The sequence below is a fragment of the Halogeometricum sp. S3BR5-2 genome (assembly GCF_031624635.1).
Classification (GTDB): Archaea; Halobacteriota; Halobacteria; order Halobacteriales; family Haloferacaceae; genus Halogeometricum; species Halogeometricum luteum.
In genome coordinates this window covers 255,185-275,711 of the sequence record NZ_JAMQOQ010000006.1, presented here as the reverse complement: position 1 = coordinate 275,711, position 20,527 = coordinate 255,185, and the positions used below count along the sequence as shown (strand labels likewise).

22 protein-coding genes and 1 pseudogene are annotated in these 20,527 nt (G+C 68.0%); 14 read left to right on the top strand and 9 right to left on the bottom strand.

What is annotated here, in order from left to right:
- From NDI79_RS20185 to NDI79_RS20170, 4 genes are all read left to right on the top strand, one after another.
- Complete coding sequence (locus NDI79_RS20185) at positions 1–1,758, top strand: V-type ATP synthase subunit A (RefSeq protein ID WP_310930490.1); 1,758 nt, start codon at positions 1–3, stop codon at positions 1,756–1,758.
- Positions 1,759–3,171: an ATP synthase subunit B gene (locus NDI79_RS20180; RefSeq protein ID WP_310930489.1), complete on the top strand. Its 1,413-nt coding sequence runs from the start codon at positions 1,759–1,761 to the stop codon at positions 3,169–3,171. It begins immediately after the preceding gene.
- Positions 3,172–3,391: 220 nt separating this feature from the next.
- The gene (locus tag NDI79_RS20175) at positions 3,392–4,090 is read left to right on the top strand and encodes a V-type ATP synthase subunit D (RefSeq protein WP_310930488.1); all 699 of its coding nucleotides are present in this window, start codon (positions 3,392–3,394) and stop codon (positions 4,088–4,090) included.
- A 219-nt stretch (positions 4,091–4,309) separates the two neighbouring features.
- The gene (locus tag NDI79_RS20170) at positions 4,310–4,696 is read left to right on the top strand and encodes a DUF6276 family protein (protein ID WP_310930487.1); all 387 of its coding nucleotides are present in this window, start codon (positions 4,310–4,312) and stop codon (positions 4,694–4,696) included.
- Here NDI79_RS20170 and NDI79_RS20165 read toward each other — a convergent pair.
- The 3 genes from NDI79_RS20165 to NDI79_RS20155 all read right to left on the bottom strand — a co-directional run bounded on the left by NDI79_RS20165 (position 4,693) and on the right by NDI79_RS20155 (position 6,878).
- A complete protein-coding gene (locus NDI79_RS20165) occupies positions 4,693–5,532 on the bottom strand; it encodes a hypothetical protein (RefSeq protein WP_310930486.1) in 840 nt (279 codons plus the stop codon). The genes NDI79_RS20170 and NDI79_RS20165 overlap by 4 nt on opposite strands.
- Before the next feature lie 129 nt (positions 5,533–5,661).
- Positions 5,662–6,450, bottom strand: coding sequence for a TrmB family transcriptional regulator (locus NDI79_RS20160; protein WP_310930485.1), 789 nt, complete (start codon positions 6,448–6,450; stop codon positions 5,662–5,664).
- Positions 6,451–6,491: 41 nt separating this feature from the next.
- Positions 6,492–6,878 carry a DUF7344 domain-containing protein gene (locus NDI79_RS20155; protein ID WP_310930484.1) on the bottom strand — a complete coding sequence of 129 codons (387 nt, stop codon included), beginning with the start codon at positions 6,876–6,878 and terminating at the stop codon, positions 6,492–6,494.
- 163 nt (positions 6,879–7,041) lie between these two features.
- On the opposite strand from NDI79_RS20155, the gene NDI79_RS20150 reads away from it, so the two are divergent.
- On the top strand, positions 7,042–7,425 hold the full coding sequence (locus NDI79_RS20150) for a hypothetical protein (RefSeq protein WP_310930483.1): 384 nt from the start codon (positions 7,042–7,044) through the stop codon (positions 7,423–7,425).
- A gap of 24 nt (positions 7,426–7,449) precedes the next feature.
- Here the strand turns inward: NDI79_RS20150 and prf1 are convergent, their stop codons facing one another.
- On the bottom strand, positions 7,450–8,712 hold the full coding sequence (gene prf1, locus NDI79_RS20145) for a peptide chain release factor aRF-1 (protein ID WP_310930482.1): 1,263 nt from the start codon (positions 8,710–8,712) through the stop codon (positions 7,450–7,452).
- Positions 8,713–8,892: 180 nt separating this feature from the next.
- Here prf1 and minD point away from each other — a divergent pair, with 180 nt between their 5' ends.
- Positions 8,893–10,230 (top strand): cell division ATPase MinD, encoded by a 1,338-nt coding sequence (minD, locus tag NDI79_RS20140; protein ID WP_310930481.1) that lies wholly within the window; start codon positions 8,893–8,895, stop codon positions 10,228–10,230.
- Between the two features lie 77 nt (positions 10,231–10,307).
- A complete protein-coding gene (locus NDI79_RS20135; protein WP_310930480.1) occupies positions 10,308–10,460 on the top strand; it encodes a hypothetical protein in 153 nt (50 codons plus the stop codon).
- Here NDI79_RS20135 and argS read toward each other — a convergent pair.
- A complete protein-coding gene (gene argS, locus NDI79_RS20130) occupies positions 10,452–12,206 on the bottom strand; it encodes an arginine--tRNA ligase (RefSeq protein WP_310930479.1) in 1,755 nt (584 codons plus the stop codon). The two genes, NDI79_RS20135 and argS, sit on opposite strands and share 9 nt — an antisense overlap.
- A gap of 137 nt (positions 12,207–12,343) precedes the next feature.
- Here argS and NDI79_RS20125 point away from each other — a divergent pair.
- From NDI79_RS20125 to ribB, 3 genes and pseudogenes are all read left to right on the top strand, one after another.
- Positions 12,344–12,499 (top strand): annotated as a pseudogene (locus NDI79_RS20125) (DUF8070 family membrane protein); the annotation flags it as partial.
- Positions 12,500–12,705: 206 nt separating this feature from the next.
- The gene (locus tag NDI79_RS20120; protein WP_310930477.1) at positions 12,706–13,413 is read left to right on the top strand and encodes a DUF120 domain-containing protein; all 708 of its coding nucleotides are present in this window, start codon (positions 12,706–12,708) and stop codon (positions 13,411–13,413) included.
- Positions 13,414–14,088 carry a 3,4-dihydroxy-2-butanone-4-phosphate synthase gene (ribB, locus tag NDI79_RS20115; protein ID WP_310930476.1) on the top strand — a complete coding sequence of 225 codons (675 nt, stop codon included), beginning with the start codon at positions 13,414–13,416 and terminating at the stop codon, positions 14,086–14,088.
- A 52-nt stretch (positions 14,089–14,140) separates the two neighbouring features.
- On the opposite strand, the gene NDI79_RS20110 is transcribed toward ribB, so the two are convergent.
- Positions 14,141–15,061, bottom strand: coding sequence for an NAD-dependent epimerase/dehydratase family protein (locus NDI79_RS20110; protein WP_310930475.1), 921 nt, complete (start codon positions 15,059–15,061; stop codon positions 14,141–14,143).
- A 92-nt stretch (positions 15,062–15,153) separates the two neighbouring features.
- Here NDI79_RS20110 and NDI79_RS20105 point away from each other — a divergent pair, with 92 nt between their 5' ends.
- The gene (locus NDI79_RS20105) at positions 15,154–16,083 is read left to right on the top strand and encodes a branched-chain amino acid transaminase (protein WP_310930474.1); all 930 of its coding nucleotides are present in this window, start codon (positions 15,154–15,156) and stop codon (positions 16,081–16,083) included.
- Positions 16,084–16,162: 79 nt separating this feature from the next.
- Here the strand turns inward: NDI79_RS20105 and NDI79_RS20100 are convergent, their stop codons facing one another.
- The 3 genes from NDI79_RS20100 to NDI79_RS20090 are packed head-to-tail and all read right to left on the bottom strand — an operon-like array spanning position 16,163 to position 18,153.
- Positions 16,163–16,558 (bottom strand): RidA family protein, encoded by a 396-nt coding sequence (locus tag NDI79_RS20100; protein WP_310930473.1) that lies wholly within the window; start codon positions 16,556–16,558, stop codon positions 16,163–16,165.
- A gap of 60 nt (positions 16,559–16,618) precedes the next feature.
- Positions 16,619–17,254 carry a DUF502 domain-containing protein gene (locus NDI79_RS20095; protein ID WP_310930472.1) on the bottom strand — a complete coding sequence of 212 codons (636 nt, stop codon included), beginning with the start codon at positions 17,252–17,254 and terminating at the stop codon, positions 16,619–16,621.
- Between the two features lie 59 nt (positions 17,255–17,313).
- The gene (locus tag NDI79_RS20090; protein WP_310930471.1) at positions 17,314–18,153 is read right to left on the bottom strand and encodes a proline dehydrogenase family protein; all 840 of its coding nucleotides are present in this window, start codon (positions 18,151–18,153) and stop codon (positions 17,314–17,316) included.
- Positions 18,154–18,261: 108 nt separating this feature from the next.
- Here NDI79_RS20090 and NDI79_RS20085 point away from each other — a divergent pair, with 108 nt between their 5' ends.
- The 3 genes from NDI79_RS20085 to NDI79_RS20075 all read left to right on the top strand — a co-directional run bounded on the left by NDI79_RS20085 (position 18,262) and on the right by NDI79_RS20075 (position 20,524).
- A complete protein-coding gene (locus NDI79_RS20085) occupies positions 18,262–18,804 on the top strand; it encodes a CDP-2,3-bis-(O-geranylgeranyl)-sn-glycerol synthase (protein ID WP_310930470.1) in 543 nt (180 codons plus the stop codon).
- A 261-nt stretch (positions 18,805–19,065) separates the two neighbouring features.
- On the top strand, positions 19,066–19,614 hold the full coding sequence (gene pyrE, locus NDI79_RS20080; RefSeq protein ID WP_310930469.1) for an orotate phosphoribosyltransferase: 549 nt from the start codon (positions 19,066–19,068) through the stop codon (positions 19,612–19,614).
- Positions 19,615–19,804: 190 nt separating this feature from the next.
- Entirely contained in the window at positions 19,805–20,524 is a 720-nt protein-coding gene (locus tag NDI79_RS20075; protein ID WP_310930468.1) for a phosphoribosyltransferase family protein, read from the top strand.
- Positions 20,525–20,527 lie beyond the last annotated feature (3 nt).

Here is a 20,527-nt window from a genome sequence, read left to right as displayed (position 1 = left end):
ATGAGTCAGACACAACAGACCGTCCGCGAGGACGGCATCATCGCAAGCGTGAGTGGTCCCGTGGTGACCGCCCGCGACCTCGACGCCCGGATGAACGACGTCGTCTACGTGGGCGACGAAGGCCTGATGGGCGAGGTCATCGAGATAGAGGGCGACATCACGACGATTCAGGTGTACGAGGAGACGTCCGGCGTCGGTCCCGGCGAACCCGTCGAGAACACGGGCGACCCGCTGACCGTCGACCTGGGTCCGGGCCTGCTCGACACCATCTACGACGGCGTCCAGCGTCCGCTGGACGTCCTCGAAGACAAGATGGGCAGCCCGTACCTCGACCGCGGCGTCGACGCGCCCGGCATCGAACTCGACGAGGAGTGGGAGTTCGTGCCCGAGGCCGCCGAGGGCGACACGGTCGAACCCGGCGACGTGCTGGGCGTCGTCACCGAGACGGTCACCATCGACCTGAAGGTGATGGTCCCGCCGGACTACGAGGGCGGCGAAATAACCGAGATAAAGTCCGGCTCCTACACCGTCACCGAGCCCATCGCGACGCTCGACAACGGCGAGGAGATTACGATGCGCCAGGAGTGGCCGGTCCGCGAGGCCCGACCCTCCGCGACGAAGAAGACCCCCCGGACGCCGCTGGTGTCCGGCCAGCGCATCCTCGACGGCCTGTTCCCCATCGCGAAGGGCGGGACGGCCGCGATTCCCGGTCCGTTCGGGTCGGGTAAGACCGTCACGCAGCACAGCCTCGCGAAGTTCGCCGACGCGGACATCATCGTCTACGTCGGCTGCGGCGAGCGCGGCAACGAGATGACGGAGGTCATCGACGACTTCCCCGAACTCGAAGACCCCTCGACGGGCAACCCGCTCATGGCCCGGACGTCGCTCATCGCGAACACGTCCAACATGCCGGTGGCCGCGCGCGAGTCCTGCGTGTACACGGGCATCACCATCGCGGAGTTCTACCGCGACATGGGGTACGACGTGGCGCTGATGGCCGACTCCACCTCCCGGTGGGCCGAGGCCATGCGCGAAATCTCCTCGCGGCTGGAGGAGATGCCCGGCGAGGAGGGCTACCCGGCCTACCTCTCCGCGCGCCTCTCGGAGTTCTACGAGCGCGCCGGCGCGTTCGAGAACATCAACGGTACGGAAGGTTCCATCTCCGCCATCGGCGCGGTGTCGCCGCCCGGCGGCGACTTCTCCGAGCCGGTGACGCAGAACACTCTCCGCATCGTCAAGACGTTCTGGGCGCTGGACGCGGACCTCGCCGAGCGCCGGCACTTCCCGGCCATCAACTGGAACGAGTCGTACTCCCTCTACAAGGAGCAGCTCGACCCGTGGTTCCAGGAGAACGTCGACCCCGAGTGGCCCGAGGAGCGCCAGTGGGCGGTCGACGTGCTCGACGAGGAGGGCGAACTGCAGGAGATCGTTCAGCTGGTCGGTAAGGACGCGCTGCCGGAGGACCAGCAGCTCACCCTCGAGGTGGCGAGCTACCTCAAGGAGGCGTATCTCCAGCAGAACGCGTTCAACCCGAACGACATGTACTGCCCGCCGGAGAAGACGTTCGCCATGCTCACCACCATCCATCACTTCAACGACGAGGCGTTCCAGGCGCTCGAAGCCGGCGTCCCCGTCGAGGAGATCATCGAGATCGACGCCGCGCCGCGGCTGAACCGGATGGCCGTCCAGGACGACTGGAAGGAGTACATGGCGGACCTGCGAGACGACATCCAGACGCAACTGCGGGAGCTGTACTAAATGAAAGAGTATCAAACGATATCCGAGATCAGCGGTCCGCTGGTGTTCGCCGAGGTCGACGAACCGATCGGGTACGACGAGATCGTCGAGATCGAGACGCCCGAGGGCGACACCAAGCGCGGTCAGGTGCTCGAATCCACGGACGGCGTCGTCGCCATCCAGGTGTTCGAGGGCACCACCGGCATCGACCAGAACGCGTCCGTCCGATTCCTGGGCGAGACGATGAAGATGCCCGTCACCGAGGACCTCCTCGGGCGGGTCCTCGACGGTTCCGGCCAGCCCATCGACGGCGGGCCGGAGATCGTCCCCGACGAGCGACACGACATCGTCGGCGCGGCCATCAACCCCTACTCCCGCGAGTACCCCGAGGAGTTCATCCAGACCGGCGTCTCCGCCGTCGACGGGATGAACACCCTCGTCCGCGGACAGAAGCTCCCCATCTTCTCGGGGTCGGGGCTGCCGCACAACGACCTCGCGCTCCAGATCGCCCGACAGGCGACCGTCCCCGAAGAGGCGGCCGAAGAGGGCGAGGACGCCTCGGAGTTCGCCGTCATCTTCGGCGCGATGGGTATCACGGCCGAGGAGGCCAACGAGTTCATGGACGACTTCGAGCGCACCGGCGCGCTGGAACGCTCGGTCGTCTTCATGAACCTCGCGGACGACCCCGCCGTCGAGCGGACGGTCACGCCGCGGATGGCGCTGACGACCGCCGAGTACCTCGCGTTCGAGAAGGATTACCACGTGCTGGTCATCCTCACGGACATCACGAACTACTGCGAGGCGCTCCGCGAAATCGGCGCCGCCCGCGAGGAGGTGCCCGGTCGCCGCGGTTACCCCGGGTACATGTACACCGACCTCGCGCAACTGTACGAACGCGCCGGTCGTATCAAGAGCCGCGAGGGCTCCGTCACGCAGATTCCCATCCTCACGATGCCGGGCGACGACGACACCCACCCCATCCCCGACCTGACGGGGTACATCACCGAGGGGCAGATCATGATGGACCGCGACCTCGACTCCCAGGGCGTCCAGCCCCCGGTCAACGTGCTGCCGAGTCTCTCCCGTCTGATGGACGACGGTATCGGCGAGGGGCTGACCCGCGCCGACCACGCCGACGTCTCCGACCAGATGTACGCGGCGTACGCGGAGGGTGAGGACCTGCGCGACCTCGTGAACATCGTCGGCCGGGAGGCCCTGTCGGAACGCGACAACAAGTACCTCGACTTCGCCGACCGCTTCGAGGAGGAGTTCGTCGACCAGGGCTACGACACCGACCGCTCCATCGACGAGACCATCGAAATCGGTTGGGACCTCCTCTCGGAGTTCCCGAAGGAGGAACTCAACCGGATCGACGAGGACCTCATCGAAGAGCACTACCGCGAAGAAGAGACCGAAGAAGTCACCGCCGACTGAGCGGCGGCCGTTTTTCCTCTTTCTCCCGCCCGAGAGCGGATGCGCCGCCGGTCGATACCGGCGCCGACGCCGACGACCTTCGGTCGCCTCGTCGCCTCGTTACGCGGCGGCGCTTCGCCCGTATACCGCCGTCGCCGCGGCGTTCGACCGGGTTCGGGACGCCGGTCGTCCGCGGGGACTGAAAAGGATTAACCCCTTCCGTCCGTAACGTTCCCGCAAGATGGCCGAAGACGTCAAACCGACTCGCAAGAACCTGATGGCGATCGAGGACCGCATCGAACTCTCCGAGCGGGGCCACGACACGCTCGAACAGAAGCGAGACGGCCTCATCATGGAGTTCATGGACATCCTGGACCAGGCGCAGGACGTCCGCTCGGAACTCAACGGCAACTACGAGACGGCCCAATCGAAGATCAACATGGCCCGCGCGATGGAGGGGGACGTGGCCGTCCGCGGCGCCGCCGCGGCGCTGAAAGAGCACCCCGAGATAACGACGCAGTCGAAGAACATCATGGGCGTCGTCGTCCCGCAGATCGAGTCCTCCCGCGTGAAGAAGTCGCTCGACCAGCGCGGCTACGGACTGCTCGGCTCCTCGGCCCGCATCGACGAGGCGGCGGACGCCTACGAGGACCTCCTCGAATCCATCATCCTCGCCGCCGAGGTGGAGACGGCGATGAAGAAGATGCTCGAAGAGATAGAGACGACGAAGCGCCGCGTCAACGCTCTGGAGTTCAAACTCCTGCCCGACCTCTACGAGAACAAGGAGTACATCGAGCAGAAACTCGAAGAGCAGGAGCGCGAGGAGATATTCCGCCTGAAGAAGATCAAGGCGAAGAAGGAAGAAGAGGAGAAGGCCGAACGCGAGGAGGCCGAGCAGAACGAGACGTCGGTCGCTGAGAGCGTCCCCGCGGACGACTGACGCCGCCGTCCGCGACGCCGGCGCGCGGCCTCACGCCTCGCGTCGTTCGAGTTCGAGCTTGAGTCTGAATCTCGGGTGCTCGTCTTCGGCCGGCACCCGACCACACCGTTCTCCGCCCGTCTCTACTCCCCGACGACGTCCGCGACTCTCGTCCGATCGAACATCCGCTCCTCCTCGTCGACCGGCGGACTTTCACGACCCGCGCGCCTCCCGTCCGGTATGGCGACCTGTTCCGTCTGCGACGAACCGCTGGCCCGCGCCCGCGTTCCGACCGACCTCCGCGAGTACGTCGACGGCGCGCCGGGCGTCGGCCTCTGTCCCGTCTGCCTGCGGACCGACCCGGTCGCGGACCCGCCCGACGCCGACGAGTTCGACGCGGTGGGCGAGTACTTCCCGCGGGGCGACGGCGGCGTCGTCGTCGCCCTCGCACTCGGGATGCTCGACTCGCTGGCGCTCAACCGTCCGGCCGTCCAGTCGCTCGTCGAACGGGCCGAACGCGAGGGTGCGGACGTCCTCCTGACCCTCGACCGACTCGCCGAGGACGGTTCGCTGGACCCGCACTTCGACGTGGAACGGCGACGGGCGCAGGTCGAGGGATTTCTCTAACTCCCGTCGGTGTCTCCGCCTTCGCCCCTGCTTCCGTCCGCATCCGCGTCCGCGTCGGCCTCTTCGTCCCCGAACGCCACCGGGTCCTCCCAGCGGCGCTCCGGGTCGACGGGTTCGACGGCGTGGTCGAGTTCGGCCTCGTCGTACTCGACGTCCGAGAGCGCCATGTTGAGCCGTTGCCAGCGCGCGCTCTGTTCGTCTTCGCCCTCCGGGCCGACGCGCGCGCCGAAGCGCTTGAAGAAGCCCTCGCCGCGGTCCCGCCGGGACCCCTCGGCGGTGTGTTTGTCGAATATCACGTCGTACGGACCGTCGGGTTCGAGGTCCGAGACGGGGAAGTCGACGGCGGGGTCCTCGTCGGTGCCGCGGGCCTCGGCGCGGGCCGCGGCGGCGTTCCGGAAGAACTCGTCGGCGTTGGACGCCTCGCGGGACGAACGCGCACGCGCACACGCGAGGGCGGCGTGAATCGCACAGAGTCGCCCCTTCCAGGACTGGGGGTCCCAGCGCTCCGTCGCCAGCGTCTCGTACCGCTCGACGAGGAGCGCCACGTCCTGTCCCGCCCGGAGGTCCTCGACCACGTAGAGGTGCAGGCGGTCCCAGAGATTCCACGCGTAGCCCGAACGGGCGAGTTCCCACGCCGCCCACGCGGCGACCTCCTCGTCGGAGCGGCGGACGGCCTTCTGCAACAGGCTGGAGACGTCGTAGCGGTTGTAGCCGCCGTCGGTCTCGCCGTCGCCCTTCGGTTCGCCCCAGTCGGTCGTCCCCTCGCGCGCCTCCGGCGGCGTCTCGGTGTCGAGACTCCCGTCGGACCCGAACGTCGCTTGGCGGTCCTCGCCCATGCTCGCGGGTGACGGCGCCGTCGCTCAAGTGTGGTCCGGTCTGCGGCGCCCGCGCGGTTCGGGAGACCGGCCGTGCCGCCGCCCGCGGGCGAATCACCCCGCCGCGCTGCCGTTCGAACCGCTTCGCTCTCACTCGGCGCGCGCGCTCTCGTCGATTCTGTCGTGGAGTAGTTCGCGTACCCACGCCGCGAAGCCGTGGTTGTGGCCGTTGGACCACACCGCCGTCTCTTTCGTGATGCCCGGCAGGTCGCTCTTTTCGACGCCGGTCGCCAGCACCGCTCTGTGGTCGACCATCATCAACTGCCCCGGCCACTTCTCCACGACGCGGTGCGTCTCCCGCAGCCCCTCCGATATCTCGACGCGAGCGTCGGGAACCGCCTCCTGGACGCGCCCCCTCACGGGTTCGGACGGCACCTCCACGACGACGGTCGCGCCGCGGTCGCAGGCCGCGGTCAGTCGGTCGGTCACGCCGTCCTGTAGCGCCGTCTTGTCCGCGAGGAGGAAGTGTACGTGCTCGGTCGCGTCGTCGAGGAGCGTCTTCATCCGGTCGCCCACGTGGTCGCTGTTCGAAATCGCCCACATTCCCCTGTCGTTCTTCCGCTCCGCCACTTCGATAGTCTCGAAGGCGTCTTCCGCCGCTTCGATGCCGTCCTCGTAGTCCTGACGCAACCGCTCTAGGGCGTCGCCCGCCGAGACGGCCCGGTACTGTCGCGGCTCCGATTGCTGTACGTCCACCATTCCCCGCTGGTGAAGCCGCTCAACCGTGTCGTACACCCGGGAGCGGGGAACCTCGGACAGCCGACTGATGTCTTTGGCGGTCCCCTGACCGACCCGGGTGAGTGCGACGAAGCACTTCGCCTCGTACTCGGTCAATCCCAGCCGGATCAACGCGTCGGCGGCGGCACTCTCGTTGGGCACGGAAACGCTACTCTCCGGACACGTCTTAGCTTATCGGTGGGTCACAGCAGGACGTCGGTCACGTCGTCCAGGAACGCTCGAACGCGCTCGCCTTCCGCCGTGAGCGAGATTTCTCCCCGCTCCCGAGCGTACACGACGATGCCCCGGTCCGCCAGTTTCGGAAGGTGTCGGTGGTGCAGCGATATCAAAACGCGCTCTCTCTCCTCGGCGGAAATATCCGAGAGCGGAGCGGCGTAGTCCCGCGTCGCGACGTCGTCCGCCAAGTCAGCGACCGGTACCGGCGTCCGGCACTCGCCGAGCGACTCGACGGCGTACCGACGCCGCCGGTCCGCGAGCACGTCGTAGAAGGCGTCGGGGGAGGGGGCGTCGGCCCCCGAGCGGGGTTCAGCGGACGGCGCGTTCGTCTGCTCAGATCGACTATCAGTCATTACGGTAATCAGGGAGAGCGTGTATTTATGCCGTCCGTGAGTTTCGAGGGAGTACCCGGCCGTTCACTACGACCGTAACAACCGGCCTCGGACGGGAGGGCGGTCGTCGCGGCGGCCGAAGGAGATTTTCGAGCGGCCGCCGAAGTCCGTGCCGGTGGTTCACGTGGACGACTCAGACACCGCGACGGTCGAACTGTCGAAGAGCGAGGCCAGAGAGGTCGTCAACGCGCTCTCGTCGTATCGGACGCGGCAGACGGGACGCGACGAACGGCGCGCGATGAACGTCGAGGAGTTCCTCCAGCGCGAGTTCGACTTCAAACGGGAGGACACGGGTCTCACTGGGGACATCGGCGAGGAGTTCGCCTCGTTCCTCGACGGCGACGACGCCGACGAACACGAGGTGCAACTCTCCCGCACGGAGGCCGAGGAAGCGGTCGCGGCGCTCTCGGAGCACGAGAGCGAGTCCTCGACCGACGCGGAGACGGTGCGGGAGGTCAGACGGCGGTTCGAGGAGGCGTTCGACCTCGACGCGCGGTCCGAGAACTGAGCGGCGCGCGGGCTCTCCGCCGCTTTAGACGCCCGTCGAGTACCGCAGAATGCCGGCGACGCCGCCGAAGGCGTCGTAGAGCTGTTCGCCCTTCTCGAAGTCCGTCGAGATGAACTTGGTCTCCGTCCCGCGCTGTTCGGCGATTTCCATCAGGTGCTCGATGACGTCGTCGCGGTCGGTTTTCTCGGCCTCCTCGCCGCATTCGGTGCACTGATGGCCGGGGTCGCCGTGGCGCCGGTCTACCACCTCGTACTCCTCGTGCCCGTTGGGACACTCGTAGACGACCACGTCGGAGCGGAGGTCCTCCGACAGCAACAGTCGGTCGACCGACCCCATGATGAGGTTCTTCCGGGTCGGACCGAAGCCGTAGGTGGCCTCCTCGCCGGTGTGAAGTTTCTCGAAGAACTCCTCCATCTGGGATTTGTCCTTCATCACCTCCTGGTCGGCCAGCACCTCCTGAGCGGCGTCGACCAGGTCGTTCAGCCCCGACTCGTCCGTGTAGGAAACGTCGAACTTGCCGACGACGAGGTCCTGGAGTTCGTGGTGGAGGTAGCCGCCGTCGAGGAACTCGTCCTTCGTCGGTGAGGGACCGCCCACCAGGATGCCGTCCATGTCGTGTCGCTCCGGGACGAACAGGTCGTCCGCCATCCCGGCGACCTCCTGGTAGAAGTTGTCGATGGCCTCCAGTCGGAGGCGGGCGAACCGCTGGGCGGACTGGCCACCTTTGCGCTGCTTGCCGGGGACGAGCGACGAGGCTGACTTGACCGCCTCGACGCGCTTGCCCTTCAGCCACCCGACGTTCGCCTCGCGGCGGTCGAGGACGACGAGGCCGAACAGGCCCTTGTCGGTCAGCATGTCCTCTAAGGGCTGCGTCAGGAAGTTCGAATCGCAGTGGTAGCGGAACGACTGGATGGGTTCGGGCGGACTGTCCAGTACGCGGGTGACCATCTCCGTCTGGCCGCCGCCGGAGTTCACCGCACCGGAGAAGATGACGATGCCGTTGTCCGGCGGGAACGTGTCGTAGTAGCGCAGGCGGTCCTTGATGGAGGTGAGCGCGTCCTGCACGTTCGTCCGCGTCTGCTTGGACTTGATGTTGGACGCCTCCGAGTGCTCCTGCGTCACGTGCGCTACGACGTCGGAAATCTGCTTGTCGTCCGGGATGTAGATGGTGACGAGTTGCGTGCCGGACCCCTCGTAGTCGTCGAGTTCCTCGATGACCTTTCGGAACTCGTACTTCCTCCTGTCGGAGTTCTCCTCGGCGCCGCTTTGCGTATCCGTGTCCGACATGGTTGTTGTCTGGAACAAGACGACGGAGACGGTTAAACTACCGCAATCCGCGTGTGGGGGCGGCGCGTCCGTGCAGTGAGAACATGCGTCGGGGGAACGCGCCGTCATCGACGGGCAGAATCCGTCGGTATCCCGGAATACCTTTATATGTTCGACGTGGGAGAGTCCGAACGATTAGATATGGGACGGGTGTACGCAGTCGTCAGTGCGAAAGGGGGCGTGGGGAAGACCACGACGACGACCAACCTCGCGGCGGCGCTGGCCGCCTCGGGGGCGGACGTGGCCGTCGTCGACGGCGACCTCGGGATGGCGAACCTCGCCGGGTCGCTGGGCGTCGACTCCGGGGGAGCGACGCTCCACGATGTGCTCGCGGGCGAGGCCGACCTCGCGGACGCGACGCGGAAGGGACCGCACGGGATGACCGTGATTCCGGGGTCGCCGGACCTCGACGCCTTCGCCCGAGCGGACCCCGAGGGCCTGCGCGGCGTGCTCGACGCGCTGAGAGAGCGCTACGACTACGTGCTGCTCGACACCGGGGCCGGACTCAGCAACGACACCGTCGTCCCCCTCACGTACGTCGACGAGGCGCTGCTCGTCTCGACCACCGGTCGGGACGCCCTCGGCGACACCGAGAAGACGCGGCAGGTCGCGGAGCGCCTCGACATCCACGTCGCGGGCGCGGTCATCACCCGTGCCAACCCCGACAGCCCGCAGAACGCGGCGGTCGGGGAGACGCTGAAGACGACGGTGCTGTCCTCGATTCCGGACACCACCGTGGTCCGGGACGCCGGCGACGCGGGCGAACCGCTCACGACGTACGCGCCGGGTAGTTCCGCCGCGGCGGCCTACCGCGCGCTTGCGGCCGACCTGACGGGGGAGTCGGTTCGGGCGCGCGACGCGGACGGCGCGGAGGCGAGCGAAGCGGGCGACACAGACGAAGCGGACGGGACGGGGACGGCGGACGACTCCGACGGGAAGGACATCATCGTCGCCGGCGACCACGACGCCGACGGCGACGCGGCGGACGCGGAGGCGACGGCGGCCGACGACGCCGGGGTCTCCCCCGAGGAGGAACCGCTCGTCGCCGTCGACGTGAGCGGGGAGACGACTCCGACCCCCGACGACGACGGCGACGCGGCCGCGGACGACGACCCCCTCATCGAGACGGCCGACCCCGAGGAGATGGTCGAGGAGAGCGAGGCGGACGGTTCCGACGCCGACGACGCGACGGGCGCCGACGGGGCGGAGACGAGCGAAGCGGACGCGGCCGGCGCGGACGACGGTCCCGGCGCCGAGGACGATGTCGACACCGACACCGACGCCGACGACGAGGCGACCGACATCGAAATCGACGGGGCGGCCGACGGCGTCGACGGCGTCGAGAGCGCCGAAGACGACGCGGAGGAGGCGGACGACGCGAACGGCGAGGAGGGCGTCTACACCACCTCGCTGGCCGACGAGGACAAGGACGACGAGAAGGGCGAGAAGAAGGGGATATTCGGCCGCTTCCTCGGCTGAGTCGCCCGCCCGATGGCCGTCGGACGCGCCGGCGCGAAACAAGAAGTTCTTTTACTCGTCTGTGAGGACTCGACGGTATGGCAGACACGAGTACGAACGTCCCGTTCTGGTGGGTTCTCCTGTTCGTCGTCCTGGCGCTCGGCGCGGGCGCAGCAATCGTCCTCGCCCTCGGCGGGTCGCTGATTTCGGGCGGATCGGGCGTGCTTCTCCCGATTCTCGGCCTACATTGAGTCGGGCGCCTCGATGCCGAGCACGGAGAGCGCGTTCGCCACCGTGTGCCGCGACGCCTCGACGAGACCGAGGCGGGCGGCGGCGACGTCGTCGTCGTCGGCGTTGAGAACCGAACATTCGCGGTAGAACCGGTTGAACGTCTCGGCGAACTCGCGGACGTACGTCGCGACGGCGTGCGGCTCTAAGTCTTCTGCGGCCTCCTCGATGACCGCCGGGAAGCGGGCTATCACGCGGAGGAGGTCCCGTTCGGCGTCGGTGTCGAGCAGCGAGATATCCGCCGTCGCTTCGATGCCGGCCGACTCGGCCTCGTTCAGGATGCCGCGGCAGCGCGCGTGGACGTACTGGACGTACGGCGCCGACTGCGCCTCGAAGTCCAGCGCTCGCTCCCACTCGAACGTGATTCCCTTCGTCGGCTGTTTCGAGACGATGTCGTAGCGGACGGCGCCGATGCCGACCTGCCGGGCGATGCGGTCGATATCCGCTTCGCTCAGGTCGTCGTCGCGGATGCGCGAGTCGAGGCGCTCTTCGACCTCCTCGCGGGCGCGGGCGACCGACTCGTCCAACAGGTCGTCCAAGTCGACGCCCGTCCCCTCGCGGGTGGACATCCCGCCCTCGGGGAGGTTCACCCACGAGTAGAACGTCTGGCGGAGTTGGTCGGTGTCGTTGCCCAAGATTTCGAGGGCGGCCTCCAACTGCTCGGCCTGCAGTTTGTGGTCCTCCCCGAGCACCGTCACGGCCTCGTCGTAGTTCTCGAACTTCCACTCGTGGTGGGCCAAGTCGCGCGTCGTGTACAGCGTCGTTCCGTCCGAGCGGAGGAAGACGAGGTTCTTCTCGAAGCCGAACGGCGAGAGGTCGAGTTGCCACGCGTCGTCCTCGTACACCGAGTACTCCGACTCCTTCAGGCGAGTGACCACGTCGTCGGCCTCCCCGCCCCGGATGAAACTCGTCTCCTTCACGAACTCGTCGAACTCCGCGGGGAGGCGTTCCAGCGAGGTCCGCATCCCCCCGAGCACCCGGTCGACGACGACGGCGACCCGTTCGTACGTCGCCTCGTCGCCCGCTTCGAGTCCCTGCATGATTTCGGCTATCTTCGCCTCCGCCTCGGCGACGTCCTCCTCGTCGGCGTCTTCGAGGTAGGCGTTCCCCCGGCGGTAGTAGCGCACGAGGTCGTAGTCCGAGCGGTCGCGCTCGGGGTCCGGGAGGTCGGCCTCGTCGAACGTCTCGTAGGCCCACGTGAACACCGCGACCTGCCGGCCGGCGTCGTTGACGTAGTAGTGCCGCTCGACGTCGTTGCCGGCGAAATCGAGGAGGCGGGCGATGGCGTCGCCGAGGATGGGGTTGCGGGCGCGGCCGACGTGGACCGGCCCCGTCGGGTTCGCGGAGGTGTGCTCGACCACCACGTCCTTCCCGGTGTCGGGCAGGCGGCCGTAGTCGGCGTCGCGGCCGGCGGCGGCCGTCTCGGCGTAGTAGGAATCGGAGACGAAGAAGTTGACGTAGGGGCCCTGCGGTTCGGCCGAGTCGACGTAGTCGTACGGCGTCGCGTCTATCTCTTCGGCGATGTCGACGGCCACCTTCGGCGGCGGCGCGCCGACCTCGCCCGCCAGTCGAAAGGCGACGCTGGAGGCGAGCACCGCCGGCACGTCCTCCGGAGGTTCTTCGACGCCGAGGTCGTCGGTCGGCAGGTCGAGCGAAGAGAGCGCGGTCTCCACCGCGTCCTCGACCTCCGAGCGGAGTTCTCTGAACATATCCCACCGTTCAGGAGGTGCGGCTAAAGGCCTTTCCGAACGCCGTCGGCCGGGTTCGTGGCCTCGCGCGGTCACGCGTGTGATTTCCCCGCCCTGCCCGTCGGCGGGGGGTCAGCCAAGCCGAGTTCGCGGGGGAGACGGCAGGCGGGAGGGAGGCGGTGGCTTCGGTTCCGGGTCCGACGTCCGCGCTGCGGACGGACACGCTGCCCCGCATCAACCTCCTGTTCTACGAGCTCGGCCTGTTTCTCTGGAGCGTCCTCGTGCTGCGCACGCTGCGGGACACGCTCGCGTGAACCTCGCCCGCTCCCCGTTCTCCGACGACGGCCGAATCGCCGGCCGCCGGAGAGATGCTCCTCCGAACCGTGCCGCGACCGACGCACTTACCCCGCGAGCGACCGGAATTTCACCCGACACGCAGGTCGCCTCCGACGACCATCTCACTTCTGATACGCTTCTCATATTCGGTACACTTATCGGTTCGTGCCGCCAACTGCCGGTAATGTCCGAATCGGTTCTGACCGCCGTCGGGTACGACGAACTGGCCGCGCTGAAGTTCGTCGCGCTCGAAGGGGGCCGCGCCGGCCCCGCGAAAGTCTCGTGTTCGGGTCTCGCCGACCGCCTCGACGCGTCGACGCAGACCGCCTCCCGCCGCCTCCAGCGACTCGACGAGGCCGGCCTCGTCGACCGCGACGTGGGGTCGGACGGCCAGTGGGTCTCTCTCACCGAGGAGGGCGAGGCCGCCCTCCGCCGCGAGTACGCCGACTACCGCCGCATCTTCGACGACGGCGACGCCGACACGGTCGAACTCGGCGGCACCGTCACCAGCGGGATGGGCGAGGGACGCCACTACATCTCCCTGTCCGGCTACATGGAGCAGTTCGAGGAGCGACTGGGCTACGAACCGTTCGCCGGCACCCTCAACGTCGAACTCGACGAGGAGAGCGTCCGGCGCCGCGCCGCGATGGCCTCTCTGGACGCCGTCGGTATCGACGGCTGGGAGGACGACGAGCGGACGTTCGGCCCGGCGACGTGCTACGCCGCCACGGTCGAGTACGAGGGAGAGTCGTTCTCCCCAGCGCACATCATCGTCCCCGAACGGACCCACCACGACGAGTCGAAGGCGGAGATAATCGCGCCGAGCAAGCTCAGAGACGAACTCGGCCTCGAAGACGGCGACGCCGTCGCCGTCGTCGTGGAGGAGGCGTAGATGGCGCAGCGAACCGACGACGCCGTCTCCCGCGCCCTCGCCGCGTTCCGCGCGGGCGAACCGGTCCTCGTCCACGACTTCGACGACCGGGAGGGGGAGACGGACATCGTCTACCCCGCTGGCGCCGTCGACCCGGCGGACGTGGCCCGACTCCGCAACGACGCCGGCGGCCTCGTCTGCGTCGCCCTCTCGCACGACGTCGCGGAGGCGGTCGACCTCCCGTTCCTCGACGGCGTCATCGACCACCCGACCGCAGCAGCGCACGACCTGGCGTACGACGACCGCTCGTCGTTCTCGCTGCCCGTCAATCACCGCGACACGTTCACGGGCATCACCGACGAGGACCGCGCGCTCACCATCTCGGAACTGAGCGACGCGGCGGAGGCGGCCCTCGCGGGCGGCTACGACGCGGCCGACTTTGCCGCCGACTTCCGCTCGCCCGGCCACGTCAACCTCCTTCGCGGCGCGCCGAACCTCCTCGCGGACCGGAAGGGCCACACCGAACTCGGCCTCGTTCTCGCCGACGCCGCCGGCCTCCCGGCGGCCGTCGTCGTCTGCGAGATGCTGGACGACGAGTCGGGGGCGGCGCTGTCGCCCGCCGCCGCCCGCGACTACGCCCGCCGGAGCGACCTCGTCTACGTCGAGGGCGAGTCCATCGTCGAGCGGTTCGCCTGAGGCGGCCCGTTCGACTCGCCCGACTCGTTCGACTTGCTCGATTCGCCGCCGCTCACCGCCAACTCCTTTCGGGTTCCCATCCTATCATCCGCTCGGCCTTCTCCGTCGAGATGAGCGCCTCGTACCCCTCGAACGATTTTCGCGACTCGGCGTCGGGGTACAGTTCCGCGACCAGTTCCGCGGTGGGTACGTCCATGCTCGTGTCCGGCGCCGCGGCGAAGAAGCGCTCGTGCCCCTCGAACTCCGCGTCGACGGCCGACAGGACGAGTTCCGCGGCGTCCGACTGCGCGAGGTAGGAGCACAGCGTGTTGCGCGCCGTCTCGAAGTGTCCCGCCTCGCGGAGCGCCGCCGGCGTCCGCTCGGCCCGCACGAACGTCTCGCGCATCTGCTCGTCGGTCGGCATCCACGGGAAGCGCAGCGAGGCGATGGTCCGCGGGCCGTCGGGTCGGATGGCGAACCCGTCGGCGGTGACTTCGAGGGCGTGCTTGCCCATCCCGTAGGGGTTCGACGGCGTCACCGGATGGGTCTCGTCGAGGGGGAGATACGACAGGCGGATGGGTTCGGGTTCGAAGGAGGCGCCGAACGCCGAGAGGCTTGAGGCGAGGACGACGGTGTCGATGTCGAGCGCCTCCGCCGCTTGGAGGACGTTGTACGTGCTCATCACGTTGCTCTCGAAGACGACGTGTCCGGGGTCGTGGTCGGGCGTCGAGAGCATCCCGAGGTGGACGACGGCGTCGGCGTCGGCGGTGGCGAACGCGCCGTACGTCTCGCCGGCGTCGACCATGTCCGCCCGGAGGTCCGCGTCCGCCTCGGTGTCGCCGCCCGACCGCGAGACGTTGACGACGCGGCGACCGGTCCCGCGGAGTCGCCGGATGATGGTCGGACCGATGCGCCCGGTTCCCCCCGTCACGACGACCGTCCCCGGCGTCTCCGAACCTTCTTCCGCCGCCGCGTTCGCTTCGGACTCTGACATTCGTTCGCACCCGACGCGTACCGACGAAAAAAAGCCAGCGGGCCGTTCCGCGTCGCCTACTGTTTTATGATGTGCCGTGAAAACCACGAGATATGGGATTTGACGAGATGGACGTCGACACCATCTGGATGGACGGCGAGTTCGTGGACTGGGACGACGCCCAGATTCACGTGCTCACCCACGGACTCCACTACGGGACGGGCGTCTTCGAGGGCGTCCGCTGCTACGACACCGAGAAGGGTCCGGCCGTCTTCCGCTGGGAGGAACACCTCGACCGGTTCTACGACTCCACGAAGCCGTACGACATGGAGATTCCCTTCGACCGCGAGGAACTCACCGAGGCGATGCTGGGCCTCCTCGAACGGCAGGACCTCGAAGCCGCCTACATCCGCCCCATCGCCTTCTACGGCTACGACACCCTCGGCGTCTCGCCCGGCGACTGTCCGACGCAGGTGGCCATGGCGGCGTGGCCGTGGGGCGCCTACCTCGGCGAGGACGCCCTGGAGAACGGCATCGAGGTGATGGTGTCCTCCTGGCGCAAGCACGCCTCCAGCCAGATTCCGACGAACGCGAAGACGACGGGGCTGTACGTGAACTCGATGCTCGCCGGCGAAGAGGCCCGCCGCAACGGCTACGCGGAGGCCATCGTCCTCAACAAGGAGGGCGACGTGGCGGAGGGTCCCGGCGAGAACATCTTCCTCGTCCGCGACGGGACCATCTACACGCCCGGCCTGAGCGAGTCCATCCTCGACGGCATCACCCGCAACACCGTCATCGAACTCGCCCGCGAACGCGGCTACGAGGTGCAGGACACCGCCTCCATCAGTCGCGGCGAACTCAACACCGCCGACGAACTGTTCTTCACCGGCAGCGCCGCGGAGGTCACGCCCATCCGCAAGGTGGACAACGTCGTCATCGGAAACGGCTCCCGCGGGCCCATCACCGAGGAACTCCAGCAGGCGTTCTTCGACCTCGTGGAACGGCGCACCGACGACCACGACGAGTGGTTCACCTACCTCTGAACTGGTAGCGTACCACCGCGCGCGTCTCTCCCGTCCTCCAGTTCGTTCGTCTCTTCCGCTCCTCTTCACACGCTTCGGCTCAGGCGTCGTCGGCGACGATGGCCGTCGCCTCGACTTCGACCAGCAGTTCGGGGTCGATGAGCCGATTCACCTCCACCATACTGGTCGCGGGCCGCACGTCACCGAACGCCTCGGCGTGGGCGTCGCCGACGGCCTCCCACCGGTCGATGTCGACGACGTACATCCGCGTCCGGACCACGTCCGACAGCGACGCGCCGGCCTCCGCCAGCGCGGACTCGACGTTCGCCAGCGCTCGCTTCGTCTGTGCGTACGGGTCGCCCTCGGCGACGACCGCACCGTCCTCGTCCGTCGCGGTCGTCCCCGAGACGTGGACGTGCGGGCCGACGCGCACCGCCCGCGAGTAGCCGACACGCGGTTCCCACTCGGTCCCCGAGGAGACGCGTCTCCGTTCCATGCGGCGAGTGGGACGGTAGCGCACAAAAAACCGCGCCGCCGAGCCGCATCGGAACCCGTGCTATCGCCGCCGTTCGTGTCCGTCTCGCTCGTCTCCTCCGCTTCGGTCGCTCCGTTCGTCGTCGACGTCGATGTCGATGGCCGCGCTCGATTCGTCCTCGGCGAACCCGGCCGAGAGGATGCGCGTCAGCGCCTCTTCGACCCGCTCGTCCGTCTCGGTCAGGTCCTCGGGCTCGACTTCCATCACGAACCCGGTGGTGATGTTCGGCGCAGTCGGCATGAAAATCACTTCCCGCCCGTCAGGCGTCGTCTTCCCGGTCTTGAAGCCCGTCATCCGAATCCCCGGCCACACCTCCAGTCTGACGGGCTTTTGGAGGTCCTCGGTCCCCGTCAACGCCGTCTCAACGGCGAGTTTCGACGCGTTGTACAGCACCCGAACGAGCGGAACGCGGTTCATCGTCCCGTCGATGGCCGACTCGAACAGGCGCCCGGCCGTCGTCCGCATCAGGTAGCCCACCGAGAACACGAGCATCACGAAGACGAAGATGGCGACGAAGAACCCGAACGGGGCCTCCAGTTCCTTGATCAGGGGGAGACCGGAGATATTGCTGTAGAGGATGCCGAGAACGTACAGGATGACGAGGATAGGGACGAGTACGACCAGACCGCTTGCGAAGTCGCGTCTCCACGAGGACATTTATCGGTGGGTAGGTGACCACGGAGACTTAAGAGGGCTTCTGTCCGCGACGAGCGGTTTCAGACGCCGGCGACGGCTCGCAACGCGAACAGGAGGTTCTCCTTTCGCTCCCGAACCCGCCGGGAGAAGTACGACAGCCACTTGTCGCCGTACGGCGCGTACTGCCACACCTCCCGGCCCTCGGCGGCCAGTTCACGCTGGGCGTCCTCACGGACGCCCATCAGCATCTGCACCTCGAACGTCCGGTCGTACTCGGCGGCGAGTTCCTCCGCCGCGGCTATCATCTTCGGGTCGTGGCTCCCGACGGCGACGTCGCCGGCGTACTCGGCGAACAGGAACGCGAGGTGCTCCTCGTACTTCCGGTTCACCTCCTCTTTGCTCTTGTACGCTATCTCGCGGTCCTCGTCGTACGCGCCCTTCACGAGGCGTATCTTCCCCGGCACGTCCGCCAGTCGCTCCAGGTCCTCGCCGGTGCGCTTCAGGTTCGCCTGCACGCACTGGCCGACGCCGCCGCCGTACTCGCGCGCGGCCGCCTCGAAGGCGTCGAGCGTCGCGTCGGTGGTGTCGGCGTCCTCCATGTCGCACCAGACGAACACGCCGCGTTCCGCGCCCGCCGCCACGATGCGGCGGTAGTTCTCGCGGAACGCGTCTTCCCCCACGCCGATGCCTATCTGCGAGGGCTTCACCGACACGCAGGCGTCGAGTCCGGAGCCGGCGATGTCGTCTATCAACTGGAGGTACGCCGCGGTGTCGGCGTCGGCGGGCGCCCGTCGCTCGTAGTGCTCGCCGAGCAGATTCAGGATGACCTTGACGCCGTCCTCGTTCGCCCGTCGCGCGTGGTCGAGCGCCGTCGCCGCCGACTCACCGGCGACGAACCGACTCGCTATCGGAGGGATCACACCCCGACGTAGGGGACTCCGACAATCAGGGCTTTCGTTCGCCGGGCGGCCCTCCGGGCGTCGCCCCGGAATCGCCGAGATTTTTGTCCCCCGCATCGACGCCGGGGTATGGTCATCGAACTCGTCGTCGGCGCGTTCTGGGCGATGCTCCCCGCGTACGTGCCGAACAACGCCGCGGTGCTCGCCGGCGGCGGCCGACCCATCGACGGCGGGCGGACGTGGGGCGGTCGTCGCGTCCTCGGCGACGGCAAGACGTGGCGCGGGACGGCGGTGGGGACGCTGGTCGGGTTCGCCCTCGCGTTCGTCTGCAACGCCGTCGCCGACCCCCTCGGCGCCGCCCTCGGAATCTCGCTCCCCCGGTTCTCGGTGCTCGGCGCGTTCGGCCTCGCCCTCGGCGCGATGCTCGGTGACGTCGGCGCCTCCTTCCTCAAACGCCGGTCGGGACGCGAACGCGGCGCGGCGTTCCCCGGCCTCGACCAACTCGACTTCGTCGTCGGCGCACTCGGCCTCGCCGCCCTCTTGGACTTCGAGTGGTTCGCGGCGACGTTCACCGTCCCCGTCCTCGCCGTCGTCCTCGTCGTCACACCCGTCCTCCACGTGGGGACGAACGTGGGAGCGTACTATCTGGGGCTGAAGAACGAGCCGTACTAGGACCCCCACCTTTCTTTTCGGGGGTCCTCACAGACGGCGAAGCCGTCTGCTCGAACCCCCGGAAGAAAGCTGGACCAAAGAACGGCCGCGATGGCTCGCTCACTCCGTTCGCTCGCCTCGCGGTACGGCGCGGTGTCCTCTCCGCTCCGCACCGCCCCGCTTCCGCGCCGCCTCCGCTCCGCACCGCCTCCGCACCGCCTCCGCACCGCCCCGCGCCGAACCAACCCGTTTAAGCGCCTCCGCAGGACCTCTCGAAACGAGATGGCGAACGACGAACTCATCGAGGCCCTGCGCGCGGCGGACGCCGTGCGGTTCGGCGAGTTCGAGTTGTCCCACGGCGGCACCTCGAACTACTACGTCGACAAGTACCTGTTCGAGACCGACCCCCACTGTCTCCGCCTCATCGCCGAGGCCTTCGCCGAACGACTCGACGGCGTCGAGAAACTCGCCGGCGTCGCCCTCGGCGCCGTCCCCCTCGTGGCCGTCACGGCCGCCGAGACGGACATCCCGTACGTCATCGCCCGCAAGGAGGCCAAGGAGTACGGCACGGCCAACCGCATCGAGGGCCGACTGGCGGAGGGCGAGGAAGTCGTCGTCCTCGAAGACATCGCCACCACGGGTACGAGCGCCCTCGACGCCGTCGAGGCCCTGCGCGAGGCCGGCGCCGTCGTGAACCGGGTGCTCGTCGTCGTCGACAGGGACGAGGGCGGCCGCGAACGACTCGCCGAGGCGGACGTGGAACTCGACGCCCTCGTCACCGCGGAGGACCTGTTGGCCGACGCGGATGCGGACGCCGCGTCCGACGAGTAACGCGCCGCCGGCCGGGGCCCCGCCGACGCCGCGCGCCTTCCGTTCGCGGCCGGAACTCGCTTCTCTTATCTCTTCGTCGCTTCTCCCTCCGTCTCCGACGTGTCTCCCGCGAAATCGGCACGTCCGTGCTGAATCTTCCCCTCGAATCGTATCGACGTATTCATACTTGCGCAACCGCGAGTCCCATGGTATGAACAGAGCGGAGAAAGCGGCCCTCCAACTGCAAGCCGTCGCCGTCCTCCGGATGCTGAAGGAGACTCGGACGTACGACGAACTCGCCGACCTCACCGGACTCCCGGCCGGCGACCTCAACCGCTACGTCAACGGCCACGTCCTCCCCGGCGTCGAACGCGCCCGCGAAGTCGTGCAGGGCGTCGGCCGCGACGCCCTCGCCGCGGAGTTGGAGAGTCGCGTCGAGTTCGACGACGAGGGGTACGTCGACAACTCCGGCGTCGTCTTCGACCAGTCGTTCTTGGACCTCGTCGCGCCCGTCGCGGCGGATTCGCTCGGGTTCGAACGCCCCGACGTGGTCCTCACCGCCGCCACCGACGGCATCACGTTGGGGGCCGCGATGGCGAGTTACTTCGACGCCCGCGTCGCCTACGCCAAGAAATCCAAGGAGACGGCCGTCGAGGAGTTCGTCGAATCGCGCCAGCGACTCGCCTCCGGCATCGAACTGACCTACTATCTCCCCTCACGAGCCCTCTCCTCCGGCGAGAGCGTCCTCGTCGTCGACGACCTCATCCGGTCGGGCGAGACGCAGGAACTCCTCCTCGACATTGCCCTCCAGTCGGAGGCGAACGTCACCGGGGTGTTCGCCCTCATCTCCGTCGGCACCGAGGGCATCGACCGCGCCCGCGAGATAACCGACGCGCCCGTCGGCGCCCTCACCACGTTCGACGCGGAGTGACGG

Excerpts from the sequence above, each read along its gene's own strand:
- NDI79_RS20185 (WP_310930490.1), top strand. The coding sequence starts at position 1 with ATGAGTCAGACACAACAGACCGTCCGCGAGGACGGCATCATCGCAAGC.
- NDI79_RS20180 (WP_310930489.1), top strand. The coding sequence starts at position 1,759 with ATGAAAGAGTATCAAACGATATCCGAGATCAGCGGTCCGCTGGTGTTC.
- NDI79_RS20175 (WP_310930488.1), top strand. The coding sequence starts at position 3,392 with ATGGCCGAAGACGTCAAACCGACTCGCAAGAACCTGATGGCGATCGAG.
- NDI79_RS20170 (WP_310930487.1), top strand. The coding sequence starts at position 4,310 with ATGGCGACCTGTTCCGTCTGCGACGAACCGCTGGCCCGCGCCCGCGTT.
- NDI79_RS20165 (WP_310930486.1), bottom strand. The coding sequence starts at position 5,532 with ATGGGCGAGGACCGCCAAGCGACGTTCGGGTCCGACGGGAGTCTCGAC.
- NDI79_RS20155 (WP_310930484.1), bottom strand. The coding sequence starts at position 6,878 with ATGACTGATAGTCGATCTGAGCAGACGAACGCGCCGTCCGCTGAACCC.
- prf1 (WP_310930482.1), bottom strand. The coding sequence starts at position 8,712 with ATGTCGGACACGGATACGCAAAGCGGCGCCGAGGAGAACTCCGACAGG.
- minD (WP_310930481.1), top strand. The coding sequence starts at position 8,893 with ATGGGACGGGTGTACGCAGTCGTCAGTGCGAAAGGGGGCGTGGGGAAG.
- NDI79_RS20135 (WP_310930480.1), top strand. The coding sequence starts at position 10,308 with ATGGCAGACACGAGTACGAACGTCCCGTTCTGGTGGGTTCTCCTGTTC.
- argS (WP_310930479.1), bottom strand. The coding sequence starts at position 12,206 with ATGTTCAGAGAACTCCGCTCGGAGGTCGAGGACGCGGTGGAGACCGCG.
- NDI79_RS20120 (WP_310930477.1), top strand. The coding sequence starts at position 12,706 with ATGTCCGAATCGGTTCTGACCGCCGTCGGGTACGACGAACTGGCCGCG.
- ribB (WP_310930476.1), top strand. The coding sequence starts at position 13,414 with ATGGCGCAGCGAACCGACGACGCCGTCTCCCGCGCCCTCGCCGCGTTC.
- NDI79_RS20110 (WP_310930475.1), bottom strand. The coding sequence starts at position 15,061 with ATGTCAGAGTCCGAAGCGAACGCGGCGGCGGAAGAAGGTTCGGAGACG.
- NDI79_RS20105 (WP_310930474.1), top strand. The coding sequence starts at position 15,154 with ATGGGATTTGACGAGATGGACGTCGACACCATCTGGATGGACGGCGAG.
- NDI79_RS20100 (WP_310930473.1), bottom strand. The coding sequence starts at position 16,558 with ATGGAACGGAGACGCGTCTCCTCGGGGACCGAGTGGGAACCGCGTGTC.
- NDI79_RS20095 (WP_310930472.1), bottom strand. The coding sequence starts at position 17,254 with ATGTCCTCGTGGAGACGCGACTTCGCAAGCGGTCTGGTCGTACTCGTC.
- NDI79_RS20085 (WP_310930470.1), top strand. The coding sequence starts at position 18,262 with ATGGTCATCGAACTCGTCGTCGGCGCGTTCTGGGCGATGCTCCCCGCG.
- pyrE (WP_310930469.1), top strand. The coding sequence starts at position 19,066 with ATGGCGAACGACGAACTCATCGAGGCCCTGCGCGCGGCGGACGCCGTG.
- NDI79_RS20075 (WP_310930468.1), top strand. The coding sequence starts at position 19,805 with ATGAACAGAGCGGAGAAAGCGGCCCTCCAACTGCAAGCCGTCGCCGTC.